A 22,312-nucleotide genomic window follows, 5' to 3' on the forward strand; every position below is an offset into this window, starting at 1 on the left:
GGTTATGATGCAGTGCAACTTGCGTATTTTGCAACGCACATATAGATGGGTTCCCTTATCATTTGCATTTCGACGAGCAATCGAAGGGAGGGAAAAGCATATGGTATCCGAAAAAGCCCTTATCTCGAAGATCACTTGGCGGCTGATGCCGTTTCTTGGCCTTCTTTATCTCATCGCCTATATCGACCGCCAGAATGTCAGCTATGCCAAGCTGCAGATGGTTGATGCGCTGAGCCTCAGCGAATATGCCTACGGCCTTGGCGCTTCGCTGTTCTTCATCGGCTATTTCCTCTTCGAGGTGCCGAGCAACCTTTTCCTCAACCGTTTCGGCGCCAGCAAATGGTTCGCCCGCATTCTGGTTTCCTGGGGCGCCGTCACCATCGCGCTTGCCTATACGCAGAACGCCACGATGTTCTACATCCTGCGCTTCCTGCTCGGGCTCTGCGAGGCGGGTTTCTTCCCCGGCGTTTTGTTCCTGATGACGCTCTGGTTCCCGCGCGATTATCGTGGCCGCATGATCGGCCTGTTCATGATCTTCAGCGCGCTTGCCAATGCTATCGGCGCGCCGCTTGGCGGCATGCTGCTCGATCTGGATGGTTTCCTCGGTTATGCCGGTTGGGAATGGGTATTCCTCGCCACGGGTATTCCGGCCGTCATCGCCGGTATCGCCACCTTCTTTTATCTTGATGATACGCCGGAAAAGGCGAAGTTTCTGACGCAGGATGAGAAAACCTGGCTGAAGAACCGCTTGGCCGAAGAGAACAAGGGCATGGAAGAGCATGCGGAGGACGGCTTCAAGGCGCTGGTCAATCCGCGCGTTCTGTTCATGGCGCTTTGCTATGTCGGCTTTCCGCTGGCCGCCTATGGTCTCAGCTACTGGCTTCCGACGATCGTGAAGAGCTTCGGCGTTTCCAACACCGCTAACGGCTTCATCAACATCATCCCCTGGGTGATCGTCGCCGTTGCCCTGTTCGTCGTGCCTTTGGCAGCCGACAAGGCAAAGAACAAGACGCCCTATATCGTCGGCCCTGCCTTCATCGGTGCGTTTTGCCTGTTGATGTCGGCATTGCTCAGTGATCCGGTCCTGCAGTTCGCTTTCCTCTGCATCGCCGCCGCAGGCATCTTTGCCGGCCAGCCGGTATTCTGGAGCCTGCCCGGCCGCTTCCTCAAGGGAGCAGGTGCGGCTGCCGGTATCGCTGCGATCAATTCCGTCGGCAATCTGGGTGGCTTCGTGGCGCAGAATGTGGTGCCCTGGATCAAGGATCAGACCGGCAGCACCATTGCGCCGATGTTCTTCCTTGCTTTCTGCCTGGCGCTTGCCGGGGTGCTTGTCATCGTCGCAACGCGCAGAATGGGCAATCAGGTCGGGGCCGCCTGACTTTGGAAGATCGCGACAGCTGACACGATTGCCGACCGTCGCACCTATAAAAAATCGTGGCCCGGATGTTTCCGGGCCACGATCATTTTAAGCGGCAAATAATGAAATTCTCTTCGAGAGAATTACGCGGTGAACCAATCGCTACCGGTCAGGTGAACACCGGAGAGAACGATCTTTTCGCCCTTGTGCTCGCCAGTGACGTTGTAGCTGAGGATGGTGTCGTTATCGATCGTCGATACCGCCCAGTTATCGATCACCGTGCCGACCAGCTTGAGCTTGTCCACGGCGGCGTTGAAGCCTTCGATGGTATCAGTCGCAAAGCTCTTGGCCATGTCGCCGAGATTAAAGACGAAGGTATCGGCGCCACCGCTTGCGATGATGTGATCGATACCCTTACCGCCGGTTACCAGCGACGAAGCAAGCTTTACCTCGCTCAGGTCGATGGAATCGTTGCCGGCACCCGCATTGATCTTCACAGAGGTGAAGCTGCCGTCCGTGATACCAGCGCCGCCGTTCACAGCGCCTGTATTGGCGGCAAGACCGCCCGTCCCAGCCGAAGAGGCGTCGTTAAATGCCGCGCCAGCCTTGACTTTGATAGTGTCGTTGCCTGCCCCGGTATCGATGTTGAAATTGTTTACCCAGGTCTTTTCATTTGAAACGACAGAGACGGTGACCGTGTCATTGCCAGCGCCGGTCGTGATGTTGCCACGCTTGGCATTGAGAACTTCCACGGTGGACGAACCGGTGCCGCCAAGATGAACGTCGACCTGAACGAAATCCTTGAAGATAAGGTTTTCAGAGGTGTCGGACTGGGCGAGAGCGTTCTTTACCGAATTCCATGCTGACGATACGTCAAATTTGAAGCCGTTCGAGGAGGCATCGTAACCGACATCCACCGTACCACCTGCACCGGTGCCGGGAACTGATACAGCGCCGACATTGACGCTACCGGATTCGAGCGAGGAACCGTTCTTGACCTGAGCGGTCGATTCCGTGAGGAGCTTATAAGCTTCCTGGTCGATCAGGCTGGTAAGCGAGGAAACCGAAGCGGCGCCGCCATTACCGAAAGTTACTTTTAACGCCATTTTAAACTCCTATAAATCTTTGAGAAATTGATGAATTGAAATTAAATTAATAGTAATTATTTCGGGTAATATTTAATACATAAAAAACGATAATACAATATAAGAAATACGTTTTTTTCGAAAAATCGCGTATTTGGTGTATTGAGAAATTTTCTCTAAAAGCCGCTTTTTCTGAAATAAATCATTCCTGAACGAAGGTTTTTCTGAGCCTGTCTTGGAATGGTTTTACGAAATAAGAAAGAACACTCCTCTCGCTGGTCTGGATAAATACTTCTGCCGGCATGCCAGGATACAACTTCCCGCCAGGTAGGTGCGTCATGCCGGCCTTGTTGGGTTTGATGCGCAACGCGTAATAAGATGTGCCAGTTCGGGAATCCGTCTGCAGATCGGGGGCAACGACAGCAACCTCCGCGCTCAAATCCGGCGTCGTGCTTTGGTTGAACGCCGTAAAGCGAACGGTGACCGGTTGCCCGACGTAAATCTGATCGATGTCTCGCGGGGTTATATTGGCCTCGATCGCAAGCTCATCCCGCTCCGGCACCACCAGCATCAGCACTTCGCCGGATTGAATGACGCCATTTATATTGTGCACTGAAAGCTGGTAGATGCGACCGGCAATCGGCGAGCGGATGTCGAGGCGATCCAGCTGGTCGCGCGTCGCCGCCAGCCGTTCTTCATATTCCGCAACGGTCGCTTCGATTGATGTCAGATCTTTCGTGACTTCCGATTTGCGGTCTTCGTCGAGCTGAAGCAGTTGCAGATCCAGTTCGCTCAGCTTGCCCACCGTTTGCGCACGAGCGGCGATATATTGGCCCTGCTGGCCTTCGAGATTGGACAGCTGGCGTTTGAGGAGATTGAGGCGCTGGAGCGTCACGAGCCCTTTTTTGAAGAGCTCGTCCGTCTTGGAAACATCGTCCTTTACAATGGCAAGCTCATTGTCCGTCGCCTCCACCTGCACCTCGAGGCCACGCGCCTCGTCACCGAGTTGGTCCTTGCGCGTTCCCAACTGCTTTTTCATGCCGACCAACGCGTTGCGACGGCTATTAAAAAGGTTCTGTTCGCTGTCGATGAAGGTCTTGGCCGCCTTCGAACTCGTCAGCGCCGCCAGGTCTTCCGTTACAGTGAAAGACGGTGCTTCGGCAATCTCTGCACGGAGACGGGCCCGACGCGAGTAGAGCTGCGCAAGCGTATTCTCGATGATGGAGAGGTTCGCCTGAACGACGGTGGCGCTCAGCCGCAGGAGGATCTGGCCGGCCTCTACCCTGTCACCTTCGGCGACATTGATCTCGCTGACGATGCCGCCGGAAAGATGCTGGATTTTTTTTGAATTGCCTTCAACGACAACCCGGCCCGTGGCCACCACCGCACCGGCAAGCTTTGCGAAAGCAGCCCAGCCGCCCAATCCGACCAAAAGGCCAAGGGCGAGAACGACCACTGCCGTCGAATGTCTGAGAATGGACGCATTCGTCATGCCGGGTTTTTCCGCTTCAACCATTTTCGCTCACCCGGTTTTCAATCTTGCGCGTTTCTTCCTCCTCAGGCACCTGGCGGATGTTCTGCCGCAGGATTTGCGCGAGCACCTCCTCCTTCGTGCCAAAGCGCAGCATCCGGCCGTTGCTCATCACCATCACCAGATTGACGCTTTCGATGGCGCTGGGGCGATGGGCAATGACGACGACGATGCCGCCGCGCGCCCTGATGTCGCCAATCGCATTGCGCAGGGCTCCTTCGCCTTCACTGTCCAGATTGGAGTTCGGCTCATCGAGAAGGACGAAGAAGGGTTCGCCAAACAGGGCACGGGCAAGGCCGATGCGCTGCTTCTGCCCGCCCGACAAAGCCTCGCCGCGGTCGCCAATATAGGTATCGTAACCGTTGGGCAGGTTCAGGATCAGCTCATGCACCTGCGCAGCCTTGGCTGCGGCGACGATTGCTTCCGCAGTCGCATTGCGGTCGAAGCGCGCAATGTTCTGCGCCACCGTCCCCGGCATCAGTTCCACCTGCTGGGGCATGTAACCGATGGATTTGCCGAGAAACTCGAAATCCCACTGGTTGAGTGCGGCCCCATCAAAGCGGACGGAGCCACGTTCATAGGGCCAGATGCCGGTCATCAGGCGTGCCAGCGTGGACTTGCCGGACGCGCTTGGGCCAATGATGCCTAGCCCGTCGCCTGCGTTCAGCGTGAAGGAAATATCGGCGACCGTATCGCGTGCGCCATTGGGCGGCCCACCCGTTACACGATCGACTGCGACGGTAAATTGCGGGCGCGGCAGGGAGAGCGGCGGTGTGGGTTCCGGCACCAGCTCCAGGAACTCGTTGACGCGTTTCCAGCCCTGTCTTGCGGTCATGAAGCTGCGCCAGTTCGCGATTGCATGTTCGACAGGGCCGAGCGCCTTCGCAGAGAGAATCGAACCTGCGATGATGCTGCCCGCCGATGCATGGCCGTCGATGACAAGCACGGCGCCGATGGCCATGACGCCGGATTGCAGCAACAGGCGGAAGGTTCTCGACATGGCACCGAGCATGCCGGCCGTATCTGAAGTCGACAGGGTGACGGAGCGATATCTGGAGTGCAACTCGTCCCACATGGACGTCACTGCATCCATCATGCCCATGGTCTTGATGGATTCAATGTTGCGCTGACTGCTGCCGACGAGGACGTTTCTCTGCCCTCGCGCAGTATAAGCCTGCTTTGTCGCCCTTTCGGTCAGCCAATTGGTCAGAAGCGTCAGCACGATGAGAACCACGGCTCCGCCGAGCACAGCGAACCCGATCCACGGATGCAGGGCAAAACAGATCAGGAGATAGATGGGCAGCCAGGGAATATCGAAAAAGGCCGCAGGCCCCGGCCCTGAGAGAAACTGGCGGATCTGATCGAGATCACCGACGATCTGCAGCCCATCGATCTTCCCGGAAGCAAGGAGCGGGGCGCTGATCGACGCCCTGAAAAGCTTCTGATTGAGCGCGTCGTCCATATTGTCCGAGATGCGCGCCAATATACGGCCTCGCAGCGCGTCGAACCCCATGAGAAACGCGTAGAGAACGATCAGCAGAACGACCAGCGCCACAAGAGAGGGAATGCTCTTGCTGGGCAGAATGCGGTCGTAAACTTCCAGCATGAAAAGTGAGCCGGAAAGATTAAGGATGTTCATCAACGCGCTGGCGAGGCCAACTGCCAGGAAAGCGGACTTATTTCTTGTTAAAAAAGAATTAAATAAAAACATAATAACACCTAAAACAGCAAGAAAATTGCACAATAAAGGGAATTAGGCAATGCTATTCGAGGATGGGCTAAAACACCCACACGAAAAAATTAAGTAAGTATCTGTAGTTGATTGGAATCTTTCTGCATCCTTTCATGAGAAATGACTGAAAGGTCGCGCGGCAGGCGGGCAGTAAGGCGAGTTTTCTTTCGATTTTCCAAGCTGCATAAAACCGCTCGTGCAACATAGTTCCAGGCCGCTTGCCAATTCTCAGTCTGCGGCTTTAGGTTTGCAGCGAGACACCACAAAAAAGGCGGCCCGAAGGCCGCCTTTTCTTTAATCCATCGAAATGGAAATCTTATTCGGCTGCGGTTTCAGCAGCCTTTGCTGCTTCTTCTGCTGCCTTGGCTTCTGCGGCTTCGGCTGCTGCCTTCTCGGCGGCGAGAGCCTGTGCTGCTGCTACCTTTTCGGCTTCCAGACGTGCTTTTTCTTCGGCTGCTGCCTGGCGCTCGGATTCGTTCAGCTTGCGGGCGCGCGTACCGGTGTTTTCAACGATACGGGCAGCCTTGCCGCGACGGTCGCGCAGGTAGTAGAGCTTCGCGCGACGAACCTTACCGCGGCGAACGATTTCAACGCCTTCGACCAGCGGGGAGTAGATCGGGAATACGCGCTCGACGCCTTCGCCGTAGGAGATCTTGCGAACGGTGAAGCTTTCGGAAAGGCCACCGCCGGAACGGGCGATGCAAACGCCTTCGTAAGCCTGAACGCGGGTACGGTTACCTTCGGTAACGCGAACGTTGACGCGCAGGGTGTCGCCCGGAGAAAACTCAGGCAGGGTGCGTTTTGCTTCGATCTTGGCAGCCTGTTCGGCTTCCAGCTGCTGAATGATATTGGTCATGTTAACCTCTGATTTCTTCTGAAACAGCCAGAGCGCTCAACGGTTCGTCCTTCGGTCAAAGCCTTGGGATCATGCCTTGCGGCAGGAGCGGGTTCGCCATTCTTTGCTTGCGGTTAAAGGGGTAAACCCCAATTCCACGCGGGCACATACACGAGGCAGCGCCGTTTGTCATCCCTTTCGTGACAATATTTTATCAATTGCGCACCGCGTTCCTGCAGTTGCGAAGCGGCTTTCTGCCGGATATGGCATGAAAACCTTGGGAGGGGCCATGTCCACATTCATCGTTCTCATGCTGTTTGCGACCGGCTTTCTGTCGGGTGTCGTCAATGCCATTGCCGGCGGCGGCACTTTCCTGACCTTCGGGGCGATGACGCTGGCCGGCCTGCCGCCCATCGTTGCCAATGCCACTTCGGCTATCGTGCAGTTTCCGGGTTATATCACCTCGGTCATCGCCTATGGGCCGGAAATCCGTGCGCATTGGCGCGAGGCGATCCTGCTGTCAGCCGTTTCCGTCGTCGGCGGGCTGGCCGGCTCGCTGCTTCTGCTGTCGCTCGACAATCCTTCCTTCCGCCAGCTGGTTCCATGGCTGCTTCTCGCCGCCACCGCCGTTTTCGCCGCTGGCCCGTGGCTGCGTCCGAAGGTCAGTGCGGAGCGGTCTCCCGGCAATCTTCCGAGCCTCGTCTTTCAGGGGCTCGCCTCCATCTATGGCGGTTTTTTCGGTGCCGGCATGGGAATCATGATGCTCGCCATCCTCGGGATCACCTCGGGCGGCAGCTATCATCATCTGAACGCGCTGAAGAACCTGCTGTCGGTGGTGATCGCCATCATCGCGATTACGATCTTCGTCAGCGGCGGCGTCGTATCCTGGTGGGCGGCGCTCATCATGTTCCCGGCAGCGGCACTTGGCGGCTATGCGGGCGTGCACACGGCAAGGCGCGTGCCGCAATGGATCATTCGCTGGCTGGTCATCGCGGTCGGCCTGGTGCTGACGGCCTATTATTTCGTCTCGGCCTGAGCCTTTTTAAGAAGGTCTGGCCGTCTTTCCTTCGTCAGCGCCAGCGCCTGTTCGTGCCGCCATTTGTCGATGGCGGCGTGGTTGCCTGACGTGAGGACGGCGGGAATATCGCGGCCCTCCCATGCCTGCGGACGGGTATAATGCGGATGTTCCAGCAGCCCGCCCTCGAAGCTTTCATGCACACCTGACAGATCGTTGCCCATGACGCCCGGCAGGACGCGGACGATGGCGTCCAGAAGCGTCAGTGCGGCCGGCTCGCCGCCTGAGAGGATGTAGTCGCCGATCGACACTTCCTCCAGCCCGCGTGCCTCTATGACCCGCTGATCGACGCCTTCGAAACGGCCGCAGACGATGATCGCACCGTCGCCAACCGCCAGTTCGCGCACACGGTCCTGCGATAGTGGTTTGCCGCGTGGGCTCATCAGCAGGCGCGGTCGCGTATCGCCATCCGAAACATGGTCGATGGCTGCAGCAAGAATGTCGGGTTTTAGTATCATGCCGGCACCGCCGCCTGCCGGGGTGTCATCGACGCTTCTGTGCTTGTCCGTCGCGAATTCGCGAATCTGCACGGCCTCAAGCGACCATTGTTCGCGTTCCAGCGCCTTGCCCGCCAGCGAATATCCCAAATGTCCCGGAAACATTTCCGGGTAGAGCGTCAGAACGGTGGCCTTGAAAGTCATTGCTTTATTTCTTGCCGAAAGGCGATGCGCCGGTTTCGTCTTTGTCGTCGGGATTGTCGATCAGTCCGGCGGCCATCGGGTCGATGAGAATGCGCCCGGCTTCGAGATCGATCTCAAGCACGGCTGCTTCCGAAAAGGGTATGAGGGCAGGGCGACGGCCCGCACCTTTCAGCTCCAGCAGATCGCCCGCGCCGAAATCATAGACGGCGCTGACGGCGCCATAGCTTTTGCCTTCGGCATCAACGGCTTCCAGCCCTTCGAGATCGGCATAATAAAACTCGTCATCGTCAAGCTCGTCGTCGGGCAGATTATCGCGGTCGATGAACAGTTCCAGCCCGTTCAGGCCTTCGGCCGCATTGCGGTCGTTGATGCCCCTGAAACGAACGACGACAACGTTCTTGCCCTCGCGCACCTCAAGAATTTCGAAGATGCGGCCATCGGCGGTGACCAGATTGCCATAATCGCCGAGCGCCATCGGATCGGCCGTATAGGTGCTGACACGGACCTCACCGCGCAGGCCCTGCGCGCCGCCGATCTTTGCCATGAGTACCGGGTTTTCCAGCTTTGCCATCGGGCCGTCCGTCTTCTGGTGGTGGTTGCGTCAGCTTTAAGGTTTGTTGACGCCAAAATAAACAAAAAACGGGCGGCATGGAAAACCACGCCACCCGTTCTTCAAAAGATTCTGCGCAGATTATTCTGCGGCAGAGGCTTCCGCAGCAGCAGCGGCTGCATCTTCAGCCTTCTGCTTCTTTTCAGCGACGCGCTCCAGAGCGCGCTTGCCCGGCTTTGCCTTTTCCGGGTTGCTGCGAGCGGCGCGCTCGGCAAGACCGGCTTCTGCGAGGAAGCGCAGAACGCGGTCGGTCGGCTGTGCGCCCTTGGCGATCCATTCCTTGATGAGGTCAGCCTTCAGCTCGATGCGCTGCGGGTTGTCCTTGGCAAGCATCGGGTTCCAGGAACCGACCTTCTCGAGGAAACGGCCGTCGCGGGGCGAACGGGCGTCAGCAACGACGATCTGGTAGTACGGGCGCTTCTTGGAACCACCGCGTGCGAGACGAATTTTAAGTGCCATGTCATTTACTCCTTAGGATGGCTTGTCCGCCTTTCAGGCGGTCTTTTCGGTGCCGCCATGTTCGGCGGCGATTGCTTCATGATGCCGGATGACTTCCTTGATGATGAAGTTCAGGAACTTCTCGGCGAAATCCGGATCCAGATTGGCATCCTTTGCCAGGTGGCGAAGGCGTTCAATCTGGTATTCCTCGCGCGCCGGGTCGGCCGGCGGCAAATTGTATTTTGCCTTCAGCACGCCCACCGCCTTGGTACAGCGGAAACGTTCGGCAAGAATGTGAACCAGTGCGGCATCGATATTGTCGATCGACTGTCGGTATTCGGAAAGCTGGGCTTTCACCTCTGCATTGTTCACTGGTGTCCCCCTCACTTCTTTTTCGGAAAGCCGGGCAGGCCCGGCATGCCGCCAAGACCTGGCAGCTTGGCGCTGCCGAGGCCCGGCAATCCGCCCGGCATGCCGCCGAGGCCGGGCATCCCGCCCGGCTTGCCGAGACCGGCGGCTTCTGCCTGCTTCTGGAGCGCTTCAAGCTGCTTCGGATCGATGTTCGACAGATCAGGCATGCCGCCGCCAAGACCACCGAGGCCCATCTTGCCGGCAAGGCCGCCCATCATCTGCTTCATGATGCCGCCTTTGCCCTTGCCGCCCATGGCCTTCATCATGTCGGCCATGCCGCGATGCATCTTCAGAAGCTTGTTGATTTCAGCGGCATCGGTGCCGGAACCGGCGGCGATGCGCTTCTTTCGGCTGTGCTTCAGAATATCGGGATTGGCGCGTTCCGCCTTGGTCATCGAGGAGATGATGGCGATCTGGCGGTCGAACATCTTGTCGTTCATGCCGGCCGAAGCCATCTTGTCCTTCATGCCAGCCATGCCGGGCATCAGCCCCATGATGCCACCCATGCCGCCCATCTTCTTCATCTGACCAAGCTGGTCGGCCAGATCATTGAGGTCGAACTTGCCCTTGGCCATCTTCTCGGCCATGGCGCGGGCTTTTTCCGCATCGATGTTTTCGGCGGCCTTCTCGACCAGCGAGACGATGTCGCCCATGCCGAGAATACGGTCGGCGATACGGCGCGGATGGAACTCGTCGAGTTCATTCATGCGCTCGCCGATACCGATCAGCTTGATCGGCTTGCCGGTGACGGCGCGCATGGAGAGGGCCGCACCGCCGCGTCCGTCGCCGTCCATACGGGTCAGTACGAGGCCGGTGATGCCGACGCGCTCATCGAAATTGCGTGCAAGGTTGACGGCGTCCTGACCGGTCAGCGAATCCGCGACGAGCAGGATTTCGTGCGGATTGGACTTCTTCTTGATGTCGGCCATTTCCAGCATCAAGGGTTCGTCGATGTGGGTACGGCCGGCGGTGTCGAGAATGACGACGTCATGGCCGCCGAGCTTTGCAGCCTGCACGGCGCGCGCGGCGATATCTGTCGGCGACTGGCCGGCAATGACCGGCAACGTATCGACGCCGGTCTGCACGCCGAGCTGGCGAAGCTGTTCCTGTGCGGCCGGACGACGCGTGTCGAGAGATGCCATCAGCACCTTCTTCTTGTCACGGTCGGTCAGGCGCTTGGCGATCTTGCCTGTTGTCGTGGTCTTGCCCGAACCCTGCAGACCCACCATCATGATGACGACGGGGGCGGCCGCATGCAGGTCGATCGAGACGCCTTCGGTGCCGAGCATTTCGACAAGCTCGTCATGCACGATCTTGACGACCATCTGGCCGGGCTTGATGGATTTCAGAACGGCTGCGCCGACAGCCTTTTCACGCACCTTGTCAGTGAAGGAACGCACGACTTCCAGCGCAACGTCCGCTTCCAGAAGCGCACGGCGAACCTCGCGCAGGGCGGCAGCAACATCGGCTTCCGTCAGCGCGCCACGGCCGGTCAGTCCATTCAGAATGGAACCAAGGCGGTCCTGGAGGTTTTCAAACATCGTTTCTTCCTTCTTCGTTCCGGGGTTTCCGAAACGTCGGTGCTTTCGCTGCCAAAAACAAGACGCAAAGCCAAAAAGCACCCGAGGGCGCATCGCGCTGTCGGGTGTTGACCTCCGGGATCTCTTTATACCTTTGCGGGTCCCGGTCGGCGGCTTGGAGTCGTGAAACTGCCAGCTGATTGGCGGCGATAAACAGGAAAGCGCGGGAAAAGTCAAGGCGGTGCCGGGTTTCAGGCGCGAAGGCCTGCATTTCATCTTTGCGTGATTGGTCGCCGGCCACCATTGGCGGTGCTTGAACGGCCCTCTTTCGCTCCCTATACATTTGTCATGAACCGTCGAAAATTTTTTCGTTTTTCCGCTCTTGGCCTGCTCGCTCTGGCGGGTGGTGGCCTTTATGCCCGCCGTTCGAGCGCCAGCGCCTATTATAGCGGCCCGATCTCCGATCATTTCGACGGGATGCGCTTCTTCAACCCCGGCGGTTCGCCGCCCGGCAATTTCATGGGGCTGCTGAAATGGCGCTTCAATGGCGAGCGCGCCACATGGCCGGAAAGCTATCCGAGCCCCTTTCCCTTCGCAAAGCCGGAAGCCCGCATCGAAGGCAGGGACATGCGCGTCACCTTTGTGGGCCATGCTTCATTTCTCATCCAGACGGCGGGTTTGAATATTCTCGTCGATCCGGTGTGGTCGCAGCGCACCAGCCCTTTCAGTTTTGCCGGTCCCAAACGGGTCAATCCGCCCGGCATCCGTTTCGAGGATCTGCCGCCCATCGATCTGGTGCTGGTGACCCATAATCACTACGACCATCTGGATATGGAAACGTTGAAGCGCCTGCATGTGGCGCACAAGCCGCTTTTCATCACGCCGCTCGGCAATGACGCGATTATTCGCACCGGTGTCGAGGCGGCGCGTATCAAGGTCGGCGATTGGGGCGATGTGGTGGAGACAGGTTCGGTGAAAATTCATTTCGAACCGTGCCACCACTGGTCGGCCCGCGGTCTTAACGACCGACGCATGGCGCTCTGGGCCGCCTTCGTCATCGAAACGCCAGGCGGTAAAATCTACCATATAGGCGATACCGGCTTTCACGAGGGCCTCAACTATCACGCCGCGCGCAAGAAGCACGGTGAGTTCCGTCTCGCCAACCTGCCTTTCGGTGCCTATGAGCCCCGTTGGTTCATGAAGGGCCAGCACCAGAACCCGGCGGAAGCCGTGGAAGGAATGAAGCTTTGCGGCGCGGCGCATGTTTGCGGGCACCATTGGGGGACAGTACAGTTGACGGACGAGGCCGTGGATGCGCCGCTTGCGGCCCTCAAGGTTGCGTTGACGGAGCAGGGGGTCGACGAAAGCCGTTTCCGGCCAATGCGTCCCGGTGAAGTTTTCGACGTGCCTTCCGTCTGACCGCAGCCCCGTTTGCGCCGCAACAGTCTGGTAATTTGCCGGTCTTTCCGCCATATAGGGCGAAAGCGCGGGGCAAATCCCGAATGCAAACCGGTTTTCAGACAGTTTTCAGGTTTAAGGCGATGGCGGATACGGTCGAATTTGCGAAGATGAACGGGCTTGGCAACAAGATCCTCGTTATCGACATGCGCGGCCGTAAAGATATGGTCACGCCGGAGGCGGCGATTGCGCTGAACGCCGATGCTGCCACACAGTTCGACCAGATCATGGCGATCCACGATCCGCGTGTTGGCGGCACGGATGCCTTCATCGATATTCTCAATTGCGACGGCACGAAGGCGCAGGCCTGCGGCAATGGCACGCGCTGCGTGGTGCAGGCGCTGTCTTCCGAAACGGGCAAGACTAGCTTCACCTTCCAGACGGTGGCGGGCATCCTGAACGCCGTCGAACATGAAGATGGCATGATATCAGTCGATATGGGCCTGCCGCGGTTCCGCTGGAGCGACATTCCGCTTTCGGAGGAGTTCCACGATACCAGCCGCATCGAATTGCAGATTGGCCCGATCGATGCGCCGATCCTGCACTCGCCTGCTGTGATGTCCATGGGCAATCCGCACGCGATCTTCTGGGTGGATCGTGATCCGATGGAATTCGACCTCGAACGTTTCGGGCCGCTGCTCGAAAACCATCCGATGTTTCCGGAGAAGGCCAATATCACGCTGGCGCAGGTGATTTCCGACAGTGCGCTTCGCACCCGCACCTGGGAGCGCGGCGCAGGGCTGACACTCGCCTGCGGTTCGGCCGCCTGCGCATCAGCCGTTTCCGCCGCCCGCACCGGCCGTACCGGCCGGAAGGTCACCATCGATGTCGCCTCCAGCCCCATCCGCGTGCCGCTGACCATCGACTGGCGTGAGGACAATCACGTCATCATGACCGGCCCTGCCGAATGGGAATGGTCCGGCATGGTCGATCCCGTTACCGGCGTCTGGTCGCGTGATGCTGCGGCCGAACAGGGGGCCGTATGAGTGGCGTCGAGGTCATAACCTTCGGCTGCCGTCTCAACACCTATGAATCGGAAGTGATGCGGGCGGAGGCCGAAAAAGCCGGGCTCAACAATGCCGTGCTGGTCAATACCTGTGCCGTGACGGGCGAGGCGGTGCGTCAGGCGCGCCAGGCCATCCGCCGCGCACGGCGCGACAATCCGCATGCACGCATCATTGTTACCGGCTGCGCCGCACAGACGGAAAAACAGACCTTTGCCGAAATGCCCGAGGTGGATGCGGTGCTGGGCAATGAGGAAAAGCTGAAAAGCGCCTCCTATCGCGCGCTACCGGATTTCGGCGTCTCGGCGGAAGAAAAGCTGCGCGTCAACGACATCATGAGCATCAAGGCGACAGCGCCGCAGATGGTGAAGCACATAGACGGGCATGTGCGCGCCTTCATTCAGGTACAGAATGGCTGCGATCATCGCTGCACCTTCTGCATCATTCCTTATGGGCGCGGCAATTCGCGCTCGGTGCCCATGGGTGCGGTTGTGGATCAGGCGCGCAGGCTGACGGAAAGCGGCTATTGCGAAATCGTGCTGACCGGGGTGGATGCGACCAGCTATGGCGCTGACCTGCCCGGTGAGCCGTCGCTTGGTTATCTTGCCAAGACATTGCTGAAGCAGGTGCCGGATATTCTGCGCCTGCGCCTTTCCTCCATCGATAGTATCGAGGCCGATCATCATCTCATGGATCTGATTGCTGATGAGCCGCGTTTCATGCCGCATCTGCACCTGTCCCTCCAGCATGGCGACGACATGATCCTGAAACGCATGAAACGCCGCCATTCACGGGCCGATGCCATCCGCTTCTGTCGCGACGTGCGGGCGCTGCGGCCGGAGATCGCCTTCGGCGCGGATATGATCGCCGGTTTTCCGACAGAGACGGAAGAGATGTTCGAAAATGCCGCGACGCTGGCGGAAGAATGCGGCATTTCCAGCCTGCATGTATTTCCCTACAGCCCGCGTGCCGGCACGCCGGCGGCTCGCATGCCGCAGCTCGACCGCGCGCTGGTGAAGGAGCGGGCGGCGAGGCTTCGTGAACGCGGAGAAGCGCTGCGGCTCACGCATCTGCAAGGTATGGTCGGTTCGATGCAGACGATCCTCGTCGAAAACAACGGTTTTGCCCATACCAATAATTTCACGCTGGTCGCGGCGCCTGATCTTCCTGCGCGTACTCTTGCGCAGGTTGCGATTACCGGCCACAACGGCAAACATCTGAACATGAAGCTTCTGGCGGCAAATGCGGCCTGAGGCGGCTAAAGAGAAAAGACACGGGAACGACCATGGCCCTCGGCTTCATCAAAAAAGTCTTTTCGTTCGGCAAGGACAAGGCCGAAACGGAAGAGCGGCCGCAAGAGGACGCCGCGTCTGAGCGCGGCAATGAAAACGCCTCCTTCGAAGCGGCGCTGAGCGACGCGCAAGTGCATGGCGCTGTCGACAAGGACCCGGTTTCCGAACTGGAGATGGAGACGGCCGGTGGCCCGGCCCCGGACGAGGCGACGGATGTAGTGCTCTCCGAAGAAGATGAGGAAGAGGACGCGCCGCTTCTTCCCGGTGCCGAGCTTTCCGGCGATATGGGCGTGGTTCCATTGTCGTTGCTACAGGCGGAAGCCGCCGCGGAAGAGCAGGACGAAGCTTTGTCGGAAGCTGTGGATGTCGTGCTGGATGCGGATGCGATGGATGCGCTGCTCGACGAGGCGGAGGCTGCGAGTGCCGTCGAACCTGCGGTTCCAACGGCATTGCCCAAGGGTTTTTCGTCGGCAAGTGAACGGCAGGAACCCGCCCCTATCGCACCGCAGGTAAAACTGACATGGTTTCAGCGCCTGCGGGCCGGGCTTGCCCGCACGTCGTCGCAGCTGACGACGCAGATTTCGGCGCTCTTTACCAAGCGCAAGCTGGATGAGGACACGCTCGATGAGCTGGAAGACCTTCTCATCCAGTCGGATCTGGGTGTGGAGACCGCCATGCGCATCACCGGCGCCCTGTCTTCCGAACGTTACGGCAAGGATGTCAGCGGCGAAGATGTGGCGCGCATCATGGCGGGTGAGATCACCAAGGTCCTGAAGCCTGTCGCCAAGCCGCTGGAACTCGATCTCTCGCACAAGCCGCATGTCATTCTCGTCGTCGGCGTGAACGGTACCGGCAAGACGACCACTATCGGCAAGCTTGCCGCCAAGCTCTCGGGCTCTGGCCTCAAGGTCATGCTTGCGGCCGGCGATACCTTCCGCGCGGCGGCCATCGAACAGCTCAAGATCTGGGCCGATCGGACCGGGTCGCAATTCATCGGCACCAAGCTCGGCGCGGATGCGGCGGGGCTTGCCTACGACGCTTATGAGCAGGCGCGGGCGCAGAAAAGCGATGTGCTCATCATCGATACGGCCGGCCGTCTGCAAAACAAGACGGAACTGATGGCGGAGCTGGAAAAGATCGTGCGCGTGCTCGGCAAGCTCGATCCGGACGCGCCGCACACGGTGCTGCAGACGCTGGATGCAACGACGGGACAGAACGCCATGAACCAGGTGGAAATATTCCGCAATGTCGCGGGCGTTTCGGGCCTGATTATGACAAAATTGGATGGCACGGCGCGGGGCGGTATCCTCGTCGCCATCGCTGCCAAACACAAGCTGCCGGTTTATTTCATCGGCGTGGGTGAAGGTGTTGATGATCTGGAGCCCTTCGAGGCGGAAGATTTCGCCAAGGCCATTGCGGGAGTGTGAGTATGGATATTGAAAGCAATTCCAAGGAAAGCGAAAAGATGGTTGCGGAAATCAGCCCGCTCCTGAAATTCGTGCTCGAGCTTGGCCCGCTCATGGTGTTCTTCTTCGCCAATTCCCGGGGCGAATGGCTGGCCTCCACCTTCCCCGTGCTGACGGAATTCGGCGGGCCGATCTTCATTGCCACCGGCCTGTTCATGATCGCAACGGCGCTGGCTCTCTCGGTTTCATGGGCGCTGACTCGGAAACTGCCGATCATGCCGCTGATATCAGGCATCGTGGTGTTCGTCTTCGGCGCGCTGACCTTGTGGCTGCAGAACGACACTTTCATCAAGATGAAGCCGACCATCGTCAACACGCTGTTCGGCGTCATTCTGCTGGGCGGCCTGTTCTTCGGGCAATCGCTGCTGGGTTACGTCTTCAATTCGGCCTTCAGGCTGACGGATGAGGGCTGGCGCAAGCTGACGCTGCGCTGGGGCGTGTTTTTCCTCTTCCTCGCGGTGATGAACGAGGTTGTGTGGCGCATGTTCACCACCGACACTTGGGTCGCCTTCAAGGTGTGGGGCACGATGCCGATCACCATCATCTTCACCATGGCGCAAATGCCGCTCGTCATGCGCCATTCGCTGGAACCGCTCAACAAGGACGAAAAATGACAATTGCAGAGATGTCGGCTTCCCGTTCGCGCTCGCTCAAATGGTTCGGCGTGGCCGCCGGGCTGCTTCTCCTGCAGATCGTCATTCTCTATGCCATGGGCCGCATTCCGATCTGCGAATGCGGTTATGTGAAGCTGTTCGAGCCGGGCGTGAACACACTGGGCAATTCCCAGCATCTGGCCGACTGGTATACGCCCTCGCATATCATTCACGGCTTCCTGTTCTACTGGTTCGCCTGGCTGCTCTTCCGCAACAAACCGCTTTCCATGCGGCTGTCACTTGCGGTTCTGGTGGAAGCGGCATGGGAGATCCTTGAAAACTCGCCTCTCATCATCGATCGTTACCGCACGGCGACCATGGCGCTGGGTTACACCGGCGACAGCATCCTGAACTCGGCGATGGATACGGTTTTTATGGTGCTGGGTTTCCTCTTCGCCGCCCGCGTGCCGGTGTGGCTGACGGTTGTGATCGCCATCTTCTTCGAAATCTTCACCGGCTGGCTGATCCGCGATAATCTGACGCTGAACGTCGTCATGCTGGTCTGGCCTGTGGAGGCGATCAAGGAATGGCAGAACGCGCTCCCGCAAATGTGAACGCAGCCGCCAGGATTTTGGCCGGGATGGACTGAAACCACGCGAGACATGCAGGCTTTTTTTAAGGGCATTGCGGTATCGTCCGGGTTCAAAGACCCGTCTCTTCCTGGCAGAACCCGTTGCAAGATAATTTCGCCTATCTTCTCCCCTTCATCATGCTGACATTCGGCGTGGTGTTCCTGTTCCTGCAGAGGATCGGTCACGCTTCCGCCCGCTATTGGGGTATCGGATATCTTTCGGCGGCCTTTGGTTTTGCGACGCCTCTGGTGCTCGGTGGCCTGCCTTTCGAAGTCCAGGCGATCCTTTCGAACCTGTTGTTCTTCTCCGCCTTCTTCCTCTATGGCCACGCGCTGCTTACCCATTTTGACCGGCCGCTTCATACCGCGGCCCGACTGTCGATCGTCGTGGTTGCGGTGTTGCTGGTCTCTTTCCATGTTTTCATCACGCCGGATCTGAAACGCGAGCTCGTCATTGGCGATCTCGTCTGCGCCCTTTTGCTTGCGATCCCGGTCTGGCTCGTGCGAAAGCGCCCCGTCGCGCTCGCCGACAGGCTGATGGTGGGAATTGCCTGTCTTGTGGTGGTGGAAACGCTGGTGCGCATCGGCATGCTGCTGGTGATGACGCCGGGGGGCTCAATGATCGAGCTCAGCGAATTCTTCGAGTCGGATTATGCCTTCTACATGCAGCTCGCCGCGAGCATTTTCGGTTTCCTGCTTGCGCTTTCCGTGCTTGCGAGCCAGATTTCCGTCACCGTCGACCGGCATCTGCATGCGGCGGAACATGATCCTCTGACTGACGTGCTGAACCGCCGCGGCTTTGATCACCGTGTTCCCGATTTTCGCAACGATACGCCTGAGGGCGCGGTCATTGTCTGCGACATAGATCATTTCAAGCGCATCAACGACGTCTACGGTCATGCGGCAGGAGATATCGTTCTCATCGGCCTTTCCGATCTTCTCAGAAAAAACGCGCCCGGGGATGCGCTGGTGGCGCGCTTTGGCGGTGAGGAATTCGTTGTCTTCCTGCCCGGCCAGACGGCTGCCGCAGCCGGCCAACTTGCCAATGGCATGCGTACAGGTCTTTCGTCGCTCGATTGGCGCAACCGGGGTGTAACCAGCCAGATCACGGCAAGCTTCGGTGTCTCGGCCGTCGCGAGGGGGGATCATTCAATCCACGATGCCATCAAGCGTGCCGATGATAGTCTCTATGCCGCAAAACGTGGCGGTCGCGACCAAGTCGTGCTGGAAGGCATGCGTCTGCCGGCTGAAGGCCCGTCGCTGAGGGTCGTTACCAAGGGGTGATACCTTGCGGAGTGGGTTATTTCCCGGCTGCGGCCGCGATGGCTGGCAGCAGGTCCCGTTCGACGCTGCGGGCATCGAAGGGGCCGACCTTTTTATAAAGGATCGTGCCATCCGCGCCGACCAGATAACTTTCGGGAATACCATAGACACCCCAGTCAATCGCCGCCTTGCCGTTCGGATCGACGCCTATCGCCGCAAAGGGATTACCGAGCTCGCCGAGGAAACGCAGCGCATTATCCTGCTTGTCCTTGTAATTGATGCCGACGACGGTGATGCGGTCGTCCTTCGCCAATTCCTGAAGCAGCGGGTGCTCCTGCCGGCAGGGAATGCACCAGGAGGCGAAGACGTTGACCAGCGTCAGCCTGCCTTTGATGGCGGTATCGGTCAGCGCCGGAAGGTTCGAGCCCTCCAGCGGCGGTAGCGACAGGGCGGGTGCCTTGGTACCGATAAGCGCCGAGGGAATGGCGCTGATGTCAAGCCCGTTCACGTCCTGATCGTAGAGCATCTTGCCGGCGATGAGGGCGAAACCGCCAAACAGCAGCAACGGGAGAAGCGCCAGCGCATAACGTGCACGGCCCGTCGTTTTGGCTTTGGTGTCGTCGTGGTTGGCCTGCGTCATTGCGCGTCACCTGCGGAACCGGCTCTTGCCCTGCGGCGCACACCGGAGGCCTCCAGTTCTTTCAGTTCCCGTTTGCGCGCCTGGCCGTCCATGACGACCCAGGCGATGAGACAGAGAACGACGAGGCCGGTGGCCGCATAGGACATGCCGATATAAAAGGCGTGTGTCATCCTCTCAGCCCTCCCGGTTCGCGATGCGGGCGGCAAGCCGCCGTTGCGCTGCGACACGCCGACGCCAGATTTCATTGCGCATGGCGGCGATATGCAAGGTGAAGAACAGCAGCGTGAACCCGATGGCCATCGTCAGAAGCGGCCAGAGAAATTCCGCATCGATGGCGGAACCGCCCATGCGGATGACACTTGCCGGCTGGTGAAGCGTATTCCACCACTCGACCGAAAATTTGATGATGGGGATATTCACGAAACCGACGAGGATCAGCACGGCGCTGACGCGGGCCGCCCTGGACGGATCATCCATGGCCCGGTTGAGTGCGATGAGCCCGAGATACATCAGGAAAAGCACGAAAACGGAGGTCAGCCGTGCGTCCCATACCCACCAGGTTCCCCACATGGGTTTGCCCCAGAGCGAGCCGGTGATGAGTGCGATGAGCGTGAAGGCGGCGCCGATGGGGGCGGCGGCCTTATGGCTGACATCCGCGAGCGGGTGACGCCAGACGAGGGTGCCGATCGCAGAGATCGCCATGACCGAATAACACATCATGGCAAGCCAGGCGGAGGGGACATGCACATACATGATGCGCACGGTATAACCCTGCTGGTAATCGCCATCGGTGGTGAAGGATAGATAAAGGCCTGATGCCAGTACCAGTGCTGTCAGAGCCGCGAGCCAAGGCAGAATGCGTGCCGCCAGCGCCAGGAACCGCGTGGGGTTGGCGAGATCACTGAATTTGGTGATGGTGAAGGTCTGCTCGTTCATGCCGTTTGTGTAACCCGAGAATGGCCGTCCCGCAATTGATCCCTGTCAATCGGTGCTTCATCAATCCATAACATTGCGCAATGCCAAAGCGGCAAAGAAAGGGCCGGTCACGGCTGAAAATAACGTGATCGCGCAGAGGATGAGAAATGGCGGCATGAAGGGCGCCGGGTCCTGCACGGCTGCGTAGGAAGCGCTGACGCCGAAGATCAAGACGGGAATGGCGAGCGGCAGGACGAGGATGGAGACCAGAAGGCCGCCGCGCGGCAGGGCAACGGCAACCGCTGCGCCCACCGCGCCGATGAAGGTAATGGCGGGTGAACCGACGAGAAGGGTGAGCATGACGGCGCCGATCGCCACCTCGTCCATGTTCATGAACAGGCCGAGCAGCGGCGAGGCAAGCACCAGCGGCAGACCGGTCGTGACCCAGTGCGCCAGGCATTTCACGAAGACGGTCAGGACGAGCGGGGTTTCCTGCATCAGGATCAGATCGAGGGATCCGTCATCCCGTTCGGCCTGGAACAGCCGGTCGAGGCCGAGAAGAGCTGATAGAAGCGCGCCGATCCAGACGATGGCCGGGCCGATGCGGGCGAGCAGGTTGAGATCGGGACCGACGCCGAACGGGATGACGGCAACCACGGTCATGAAGAACAGCACGCCGATCAGCGCGCCGCCGCCGGCGCGGATGGAGAGTTTGATATCGCGGAGGAAGAGGGCGGTCATTGGGGCGTCCTCGTGTTCGCGGCGTTACCCCCCTCTGCCCTGCCGGGCATCTCCCCCTCAAGGGGGGAGATCAGCAGGAGGCTTTCCCGACGCTTCATTCTCAAACGTTGAGATTGTCGAGACCTAACCGCGAGTCGATCTCCCCCCTTGAGGGGGAGATGCCCGGCAGGGCAGAGGGGGGTAAGCCGCACGCACATCACCATCATGCCCAAGCCTCCACCCCTGCAAACCCCGTCATCTGCAATTCCTGCGTATTCTCCAACCCCAGCGGCTGATGGGTCGCAGCAAGTACAATCCCGCCCCTTCTAAGGTGGTTTTTCACAAGATCGGTAAACATTCCGTCCGCAGCCTTATCAAGCGCCGCGGTCGGCTCATCGAGAATCCACACCGGTCGCCAGGCAATCAAAAGCTTCGCCATGGCAAACCGCCGCTGCTGGCCGGCGGAGAGATAACCGAAGGGCAGGTGGGTAATACCGGCAAGGCCGACGATCTCCGCGGCCTCATCAATCGCCATGCCCCTGCCGCCGGGAAAGTCACCGAGGAAATCCTTCCAGAAGCGCAGGTTTTCCGAAACGGTCAGTTCGGTTTTCATGGCATTGCGATGGCCGAGATAATGGCAGGCCTCCGAGGGGCGCATGTCCGGCTCAATTCCTTCGCCGGCTATCTTAATCCGTCCCTGCTCGGGACGCAGCAGACCCGCCACCGTGCGCAGCAGCGTGGATTTTCCCGAGCCGTTGCGCCCGGTCAGCACCAGCGCCTCTCCGTCGCTTAACTTGAAGGAAATATTCATGAATATGAAATCTTCGCCGCGTCGCACGCCAAGATTTTCCGCCGTCAAATCCATGCTGCGGTTCCGTTTCAGATTTCGTCGTCTCGATAAAAAAATCGATTAGCTTGGTTGAATGGTCTGGCACGTTTGTCTGAAATTATCTATATGGGTGTCAACACGCCAGCGGCCGGCGTGAACATCATCTTGCGCCGGACTTGACGATTGCGAGGAGCAATTTTCACGTGCGGACAGCGGAAATGGTCGTACCCGCATCCTGATGTGCATGAGTGCATAGGTGTCCGCAC

Annotated in this window: 24 protein-coding genes; 9 read left to right on the forward strand and 15 right to left on the reverse strand. The window is 59.0% G+C overall.

The window, feature by feature from the left end:
- Nucleotides 1–100: 100 nt before the first annotated feature.
- On the forward strand, nucleotides 101–1,378 hold the full coding sequence (locus V6R85_RS13715; protein ID WP_003505106.1) for an MFS transporter: 1,278 nt from the start codon (nucleotides 101–103) through the stop codon (nucleotides 1,376–1,378).
- 122 nt (nucleotides 1,379–1,500) lie between these two features.
- On the opposite strand, the gene V6R85_RS13720 is transcribed toward V6R85_RS13715, so the two are convergent.
- From V6R85_RS13720 to rplS, 4 genes are all read right to left on the reverse strand, one after another.
- Nucleotides 1,501–2,463: a rhizobiocin gene (locus V6R85_RS13720; protein ID WP_111834632.1), complete on the reverse strand. Its 963-nt coding sequence runs from the start codon at nucleotides 2,461–2,463 to the stop codon at nucleotides 1,501–1,503.
- 181 nt (nucleotides 2,464–2,644) lie between these two features.
- Nucleotides 2,645–3,958, reverse strand: coding sequence for an HlyD family type I secretion periplasmic adaptor subunit (locus tag V6R85_RS13725; RefSeq protein WP_060725366.1), 1,314 nt, complete (start codon nucleotides 3,956–3,958; stop codon nucleotides 2,645–2,647).
- On the reverse strand, nucleotides 3,951–5,684 hold the full coding sequence (locus tag V6R85_RS13730; protein ID WP_080866478.1) for a type I secretion system permease/ATPase: 1,734 nt from the start codon (nucleotides 5,682–5,684) through the stop codon (nucleotides 3,951–3,953). Before V6R85_RS13730 ends, V6R85_RS13725 begins: the two co-directional genes overlap by 8 nt.
- A 337-nt stretch (nucleotides 5,685–6,021) precedes the next feature.
- A complete protein-coding gene (gene rplS / locus V6R85_RS13735) occupies nucleotides 6,022–6,561 on the reverse strand; it encodes a 50S ribosomal protein L19 (protein ID WP_003505101.1) in 540 nt (179 codons plus the stop codon).
- A 268-nt stretch (nucleotides 6,562–6,829) separates the two neighbouring features.
- On the opposite strand from rplS, the gene V6R85_RS13740 reads away from it, so the two are divergent.
- Nucleotides 6,830–7,576, forward strand: coding sequence for a sulfite exporter TauE/SafE family protein (locus V6R85_RS13740; RefSeq protein WP_111834633.1), 747 nt, complete (start codon nucleotides 6,830–6,832; stop codon nucleotides 7,574–7,576).
- On the opposite strand, the gene trmD is transcribed toward V6R85_RS13740, so the two are convergent.
- The 6 genes from trmD to V6R85_RS13770 all read right to left on the reverse strand — a co-directional run bounded on the left by trmD (nucleotide 7,558) and on the right by V6R85_RS13770 (nucleotide 11,539).
- Nucleotides 7,558–8,256, reverse strand: coding sequence for a tRNA (guanosine(37)-N1)-methyltransferase TrmD (gene trmD / locus V6R85_RS13745; RefSeq protein WP_111834634.1), 699 nt, complete (start codon nucleotides 8,254–8,256; stop codon nucleotides 7,558–7,560). The genes V6R85_RS13740 and trmD overlap by 19 nt on opposite strands.
- Before the next feature lie 4 nt (nucleotides 8,257–8,260).
- Nucleotides 8,261–8,827, reverse strand: a complete 567-nt coding sequence (gene rimM, locus V6R85_RS13750; RefSeq protein WP_020809776.1) for a ribosome maturation factor RimM — start codon at nucleotides 8,825–8,827, stop codon at nucleotides 8,261–8,263.
- A gap of 120 nt (nucleotides 8,828–8,947) precedes the next feature.
- Nucleotides 8,948–9,325 (reverse strand): 30S ribosomal protein S16, encoded by a 378-nt coding sequence (gene rpsP, locus V6R85_RS13755; RefSeq protein ID WP_003505093.1) that lies wholly within the window; start codon nucleotides 9,323–9,325, stop codon nucleotides 8,948–8,950.
- 33 nt (nucleotides 9,326–9,358) lie between these two features.
- Nucleotides 9,359–9,676 (reverse strand): chorismate mutase, encoded by a 318-nt coding sequence (locus V6R85_RS13760; protein WP_003520511.1) that lies wholly within the window; start codon nucleotides 9,674–9,676, stop codon nucleotides 9,359–9,361.
- 11 nt (nucleotides 9,677–9,687) lie between these two features.
- The gene (gene ffh / locus V6R85_RS13765; RefSeq protein ID WP_099085819.1) at nucleotides 9,688–11,256 is read right to left on the reverse strand and encodes a signal recognition particle protein; all 1,569 of its coding nucleotides are present in this window, start codon (nucleotides 11,254–11,256) and stop codon (nucleotides 9,688–9,690) included.
- Nucleotides 11,249–11,539, reverse strand: coding sequence for a hypothetical protein (locus V6R85_RS13770; RefSeq protein ID WP_077998725.1), 291 nt, complete (start codon nucleotides 11,537–11,539; stop codon nucleotides 11,249–11,251). Before V6R85_RS13770 ends, ffh begins: the two co-directional genes overlap by 8 nt.
- A gap of 44 nt (nucleotides 11,540–11,583) precedes the next feature.
- Here V6R85_RS13770 and V6R85_RS13775 point away from each other — a divergent pair, with 44 nt between their 5' ends.
- From V6R85_RS13775 to V6R85_RS13805, 7 genes are all read left to right on the forward strand, one after another.
- Nucleotides 11,584–12,654, forward strand: a complete 1,071-nt coding sequence (locus tag V6R85_RS13775; protein ID WP_080868365.1) for an MBL fold metallo-hydrolase — start codon at nucleotides 11,584–11,586, stop codon at nucleotides 12,652–12,654.
- A 122-nt stretch (nucleotides 12,655–12,776) separates the two neighbouring features.
- Nucleotides 12,777–13,679, forward strand: coding sequence for a diaminopimelate epimerase (gene dapF, locus V6R85_RS13780; RefSeq protein ID WP_060725469.1), 903 nt, complete (start codon nucleotides 12,777–12,779; stop codon nucleotides 13,677–13,679).
- Nucleotides 13,676–14,950, forward strand: coding sequence for a tRNA (N(6)-L-threonylcarbamoyladenosine(37)-C(2))-methylthiotransferase MtaB (gene mtaB, locus V6R85_RS13785; RefSeq protein WP_111834635.1), 1,275 nt, complete (start codon nucleotides 13,676–13,678; stop codon nucleotides 14,948–14,950). Before dapF ends, mtaB begins: the two co-directional genes overlap by 4 nt.
- A 32-nt stretch (nucleotides 14,951–14,982) precedes the next feature.
- Nucleotides 14,983–16,416: a signal recognition particle-docking protein FtsY gene (gene ftsY, locus V6R85_RS13790; RefSeq protein ID WP_111834636.1), complete on the forward strand. Its 1,434-nt coding sequence runs from the start codon at nucleotides 14,983–14,985 to the stop codon at nucleotides 16,414–16,416.
- 2 nt (nucleotides 16,417–16,418) lie between these two features.
- The gene (locus tag V6R85_RS13795) at nucleotides 16,419–17,069 is read left to right on the forward strand and encodes a septation protein A (RefSeq protein WP_111834637.1); all 651 of its coding nucleotides are present in this window, start codon (nucleotides 16,419–16,421) and stop codon (nucleotides 17,067–17,069) included.
- On the forward strand, nucleotides 17,066–17,662 hold the full coding sequence (locus V6R85_RS13800; RefSeq protein WP_111834638.1) for a DUF2585 domain-containing protein: 597 nt from the start codon (nucleotides 17,066–17,068) through the stop codon (nucleotides 17,660–17,662). Before V6R85_RS13795 ends, V6R85_RS13800 begins: the two co-directional genes overlap by 4 nt.
- 119 nt (nucleotides 17,663–17,781) lie before the next feature.
- Entirely contained in the window at nucleotides 17,782–18,963 is a 1,182-nt protein-coding gene (locus V6R85_RS13805) for a GGDEF domain-containing protein (protein WP_162695550.1), read from the forward strand.
- 16 nt (nucleotides 18,964–18,979) lie between these two features.
- On the opposite strand, the gene V6R85_RS13810 is transcribed toward V6R85_RS13805, so the two are convergent.
- The 5 genes from V6R85_RS13810 to ccmA form a co-directional block, all read right to left on the reverse strand.
- Nucleotides 18,980–19,582: a DsbE family thiol:disulfide interchange protein gene (locus V6R85_RS13810; protein WP_003505071.1), complete on the reverse strand. Its 603-nt coding sequence runs from the start codon at nucleotides 19,580–19,582 to the stop codon at nucleotides 18,980–18,982.
- Entirely contained in the window at nucleotides 19,579–19,752 is a 174-nt protein-coding gene (ccmD, locus tag V6R85_RS13815) for a heme exporter protein CcmD (protein ID WP_035221713.1), read from the reverse strand. The genes V6R85_RS13810 and ccmD overlap by 4 nt, the downstream gene beginning before the upstream one ends.
- A gap of 4 nt (nucleotides 19,753–19,756) precedes the next feature.
- A complete protein-coding gene (locus V6R85_RS13820; protein ID WP_111834639.1) occupies nucleotides 19,757–20,518 on the reverse strand; it encodes a heme ABC transporter permease in 762 nt (253 codons plus the stop codon).
- A 60-nt stretch (nucleotides 20,519–20,578) separates the two neighbouring features.
- A complete protein-coding gene (gene ccmB / locus V6R85_RS13825; RefSeq protein ID WP_003505065.1) occupies nucleotides 20,579–21,238 on the reverse strand; it encodes a heme exporter protein CcmB in 660 nt (219 codons plus the stop codon).
- Between the two features lie 202 nt (nucleotides 21,239–21,440).
- Nucleotides 21,441–22,082, reverse strand: a complete 642-nt coding sequence (gene ccmA, locus V6R85_RS13830; RefSeq protein ID WP_111793370.1) for a heme ABC exporter ATP-binding protein CcmA — start codon at nucleotides 22,080–22,082, stop codon at nucleotides 21,441–21,443.
- Nucleotides 22,083–22,312 lie beyond the last annotated feature (230 nt).

The organism is Agrobacterium sp. CCNWLW32, from assembly GCF_037083425.1.
Classification (GTDB): Bacteria; Pseudomonadota; Alphaproteobacteria; order Rhizobiales; family Rhizobiaceae; genus Agrobacterium; species Agrobacterium radiobacter.

Coding starts and splice junctions, on each gene's coding strand:
- V6R85_RS13715 (WP_003505106.1), top strand. CDS start 101: ATGGTATCCGAAAAAGCCCTTATCTCGAAGATCACTTGGCGGCTGATG.
- V6R85_RS13720 (WP_111834632.1), bottom strand. CDS start 2,463: ATGGCGTTAAAAGTAACTTTCGGTAATGGCGGCGCCGCTTCGGTTTCC.
- V6R85_RS13725 (WP_060725366.1), bottom strand. CDS start 3,958: ATGGTTGAAGCGGAAAAACCCGGCATGACGAATGCGTCCATTCTCAGA.
- V6R85_RS13730 (WP_080866478.1), bottom strand. CDS start 5,684: ATGTTTTTATTTAATTCTTTTTTAACAAGAAATAAGTCCGCTTTCCTG.
- rplS (WP_003505101.1), bottom strand. CDS start 6,561: ATGACCAATATCATTCAGCAGCTGGAAGCCGAACAGGCTGCCAAGATC.
- V6R85_RS13740 (WP_111834633.1), top strand. CDS start 6,830: ATGTCCACATTCATCGTTCTCATGCTGTTTGCGACCGGCTTTCTGTCG.
- trmD (WP_111834634.1), bottom strand. CDS start 8,256: ATGACTTTCAAGGCCACCGTTCTGACGCTCTACCCGGAAATGTTTCCG.
- rimM (WP_020809776.1), bottom strand. CDS start 8,827: ATGGCAAAGCTGGAAAACCCGGTACTCATGGCAAAGATCGGCGGCGCG.
- rpsP (WP_003505093.1), bottom strand. CDS start 9,325: ATGGCACTTAAAATTCGTCTCGCACGCGGTGGTTCCAAGAAGCGCCCG.
- ffh (WP_099085819.1), bottom strand. CDS start 11,256: ATGTTTGAAAACCTCCAGGACCGCCTTGGTTCCATTCTGAATGGACTG.
- V6R85_RS13770 (WP_077998725.1), bottom strand. CDS start 11,539: ATGGTGGCCGGCGACCAATCACGCAAAGATGAAATGCAGGCCTTCGCG.
- V6R85_RS13775 (WP_080868365.1), top strand. CDS start 11,584: ATGAACCGTCGAAAATTTTTTCGTTTTTCCGCTCTTGGCCTGCTCGCT.
- dapF (WP_060725469.1), top strand. CDS start 12,777: ATGGCGGATACGGTCGAATTTGCGAAGATGAACGGGCTTGGCAACAAG.
- mtaB (WP_111834635.1), top strand. CDS start 13,676: ATGAGTGGCGTCGAGGTCATAACCTTCGGCTGCCGTCTCAACACCTAT.
- ftsY (WP_111834636.1), top strand. CDS start 14,983: ATGGCCCTCGGCTTCATCAAAAAAGTCTTTTCGTTCGGCAAGGACAAG.
- V6R85_RS13795 (WP_111834637.1), top strand. CDS start 16,419: ATGGATATTGAAAGCAATTCCAAGGAAAGCGAAAAGATGGTTGCGGAA.
- V6R85_RS13800 (WP_111834638.1), top strand. CDS start 17,066: ATGACAATTGCAGAGATGTCGGCTTCCCGTTCGCGCTCGCTCAAATGG.
- V6R85_RS13810 (WP_003505071.1), bottom strand. CDS start 19,582: ATGACGCAGGCCAACCACGACGACACCAAAGCCAAAACGACGGGCCGT.
- ccmD (WP_035221713.1), bottom strand. CDS start 19,752: ATGACACACGCCTTTTATATCGGCATGTCCTATGCGGCCACCGGCCTC.
- V6R85_RS13820 (WP_111834639.1), bottom strand. CDS start 20,518: ATGAACGAGCAGACCTTCACCATCACCAAATTCAGTGATCTCGCCAAC.
- ccmB (WP_003505065.1), bottom strand. CDS start 21,238: ATGACCGCCCTCTTCCTCCGCGATATCAAACTCTCCATCCGCGCCGGC.
- ccmA (WP_111793370.1), bottom strand. CDS start 22,082: ATGGATTTGACGGCGGAAAATCTTGGCGTGCGACGCGGCGAAGATTTC.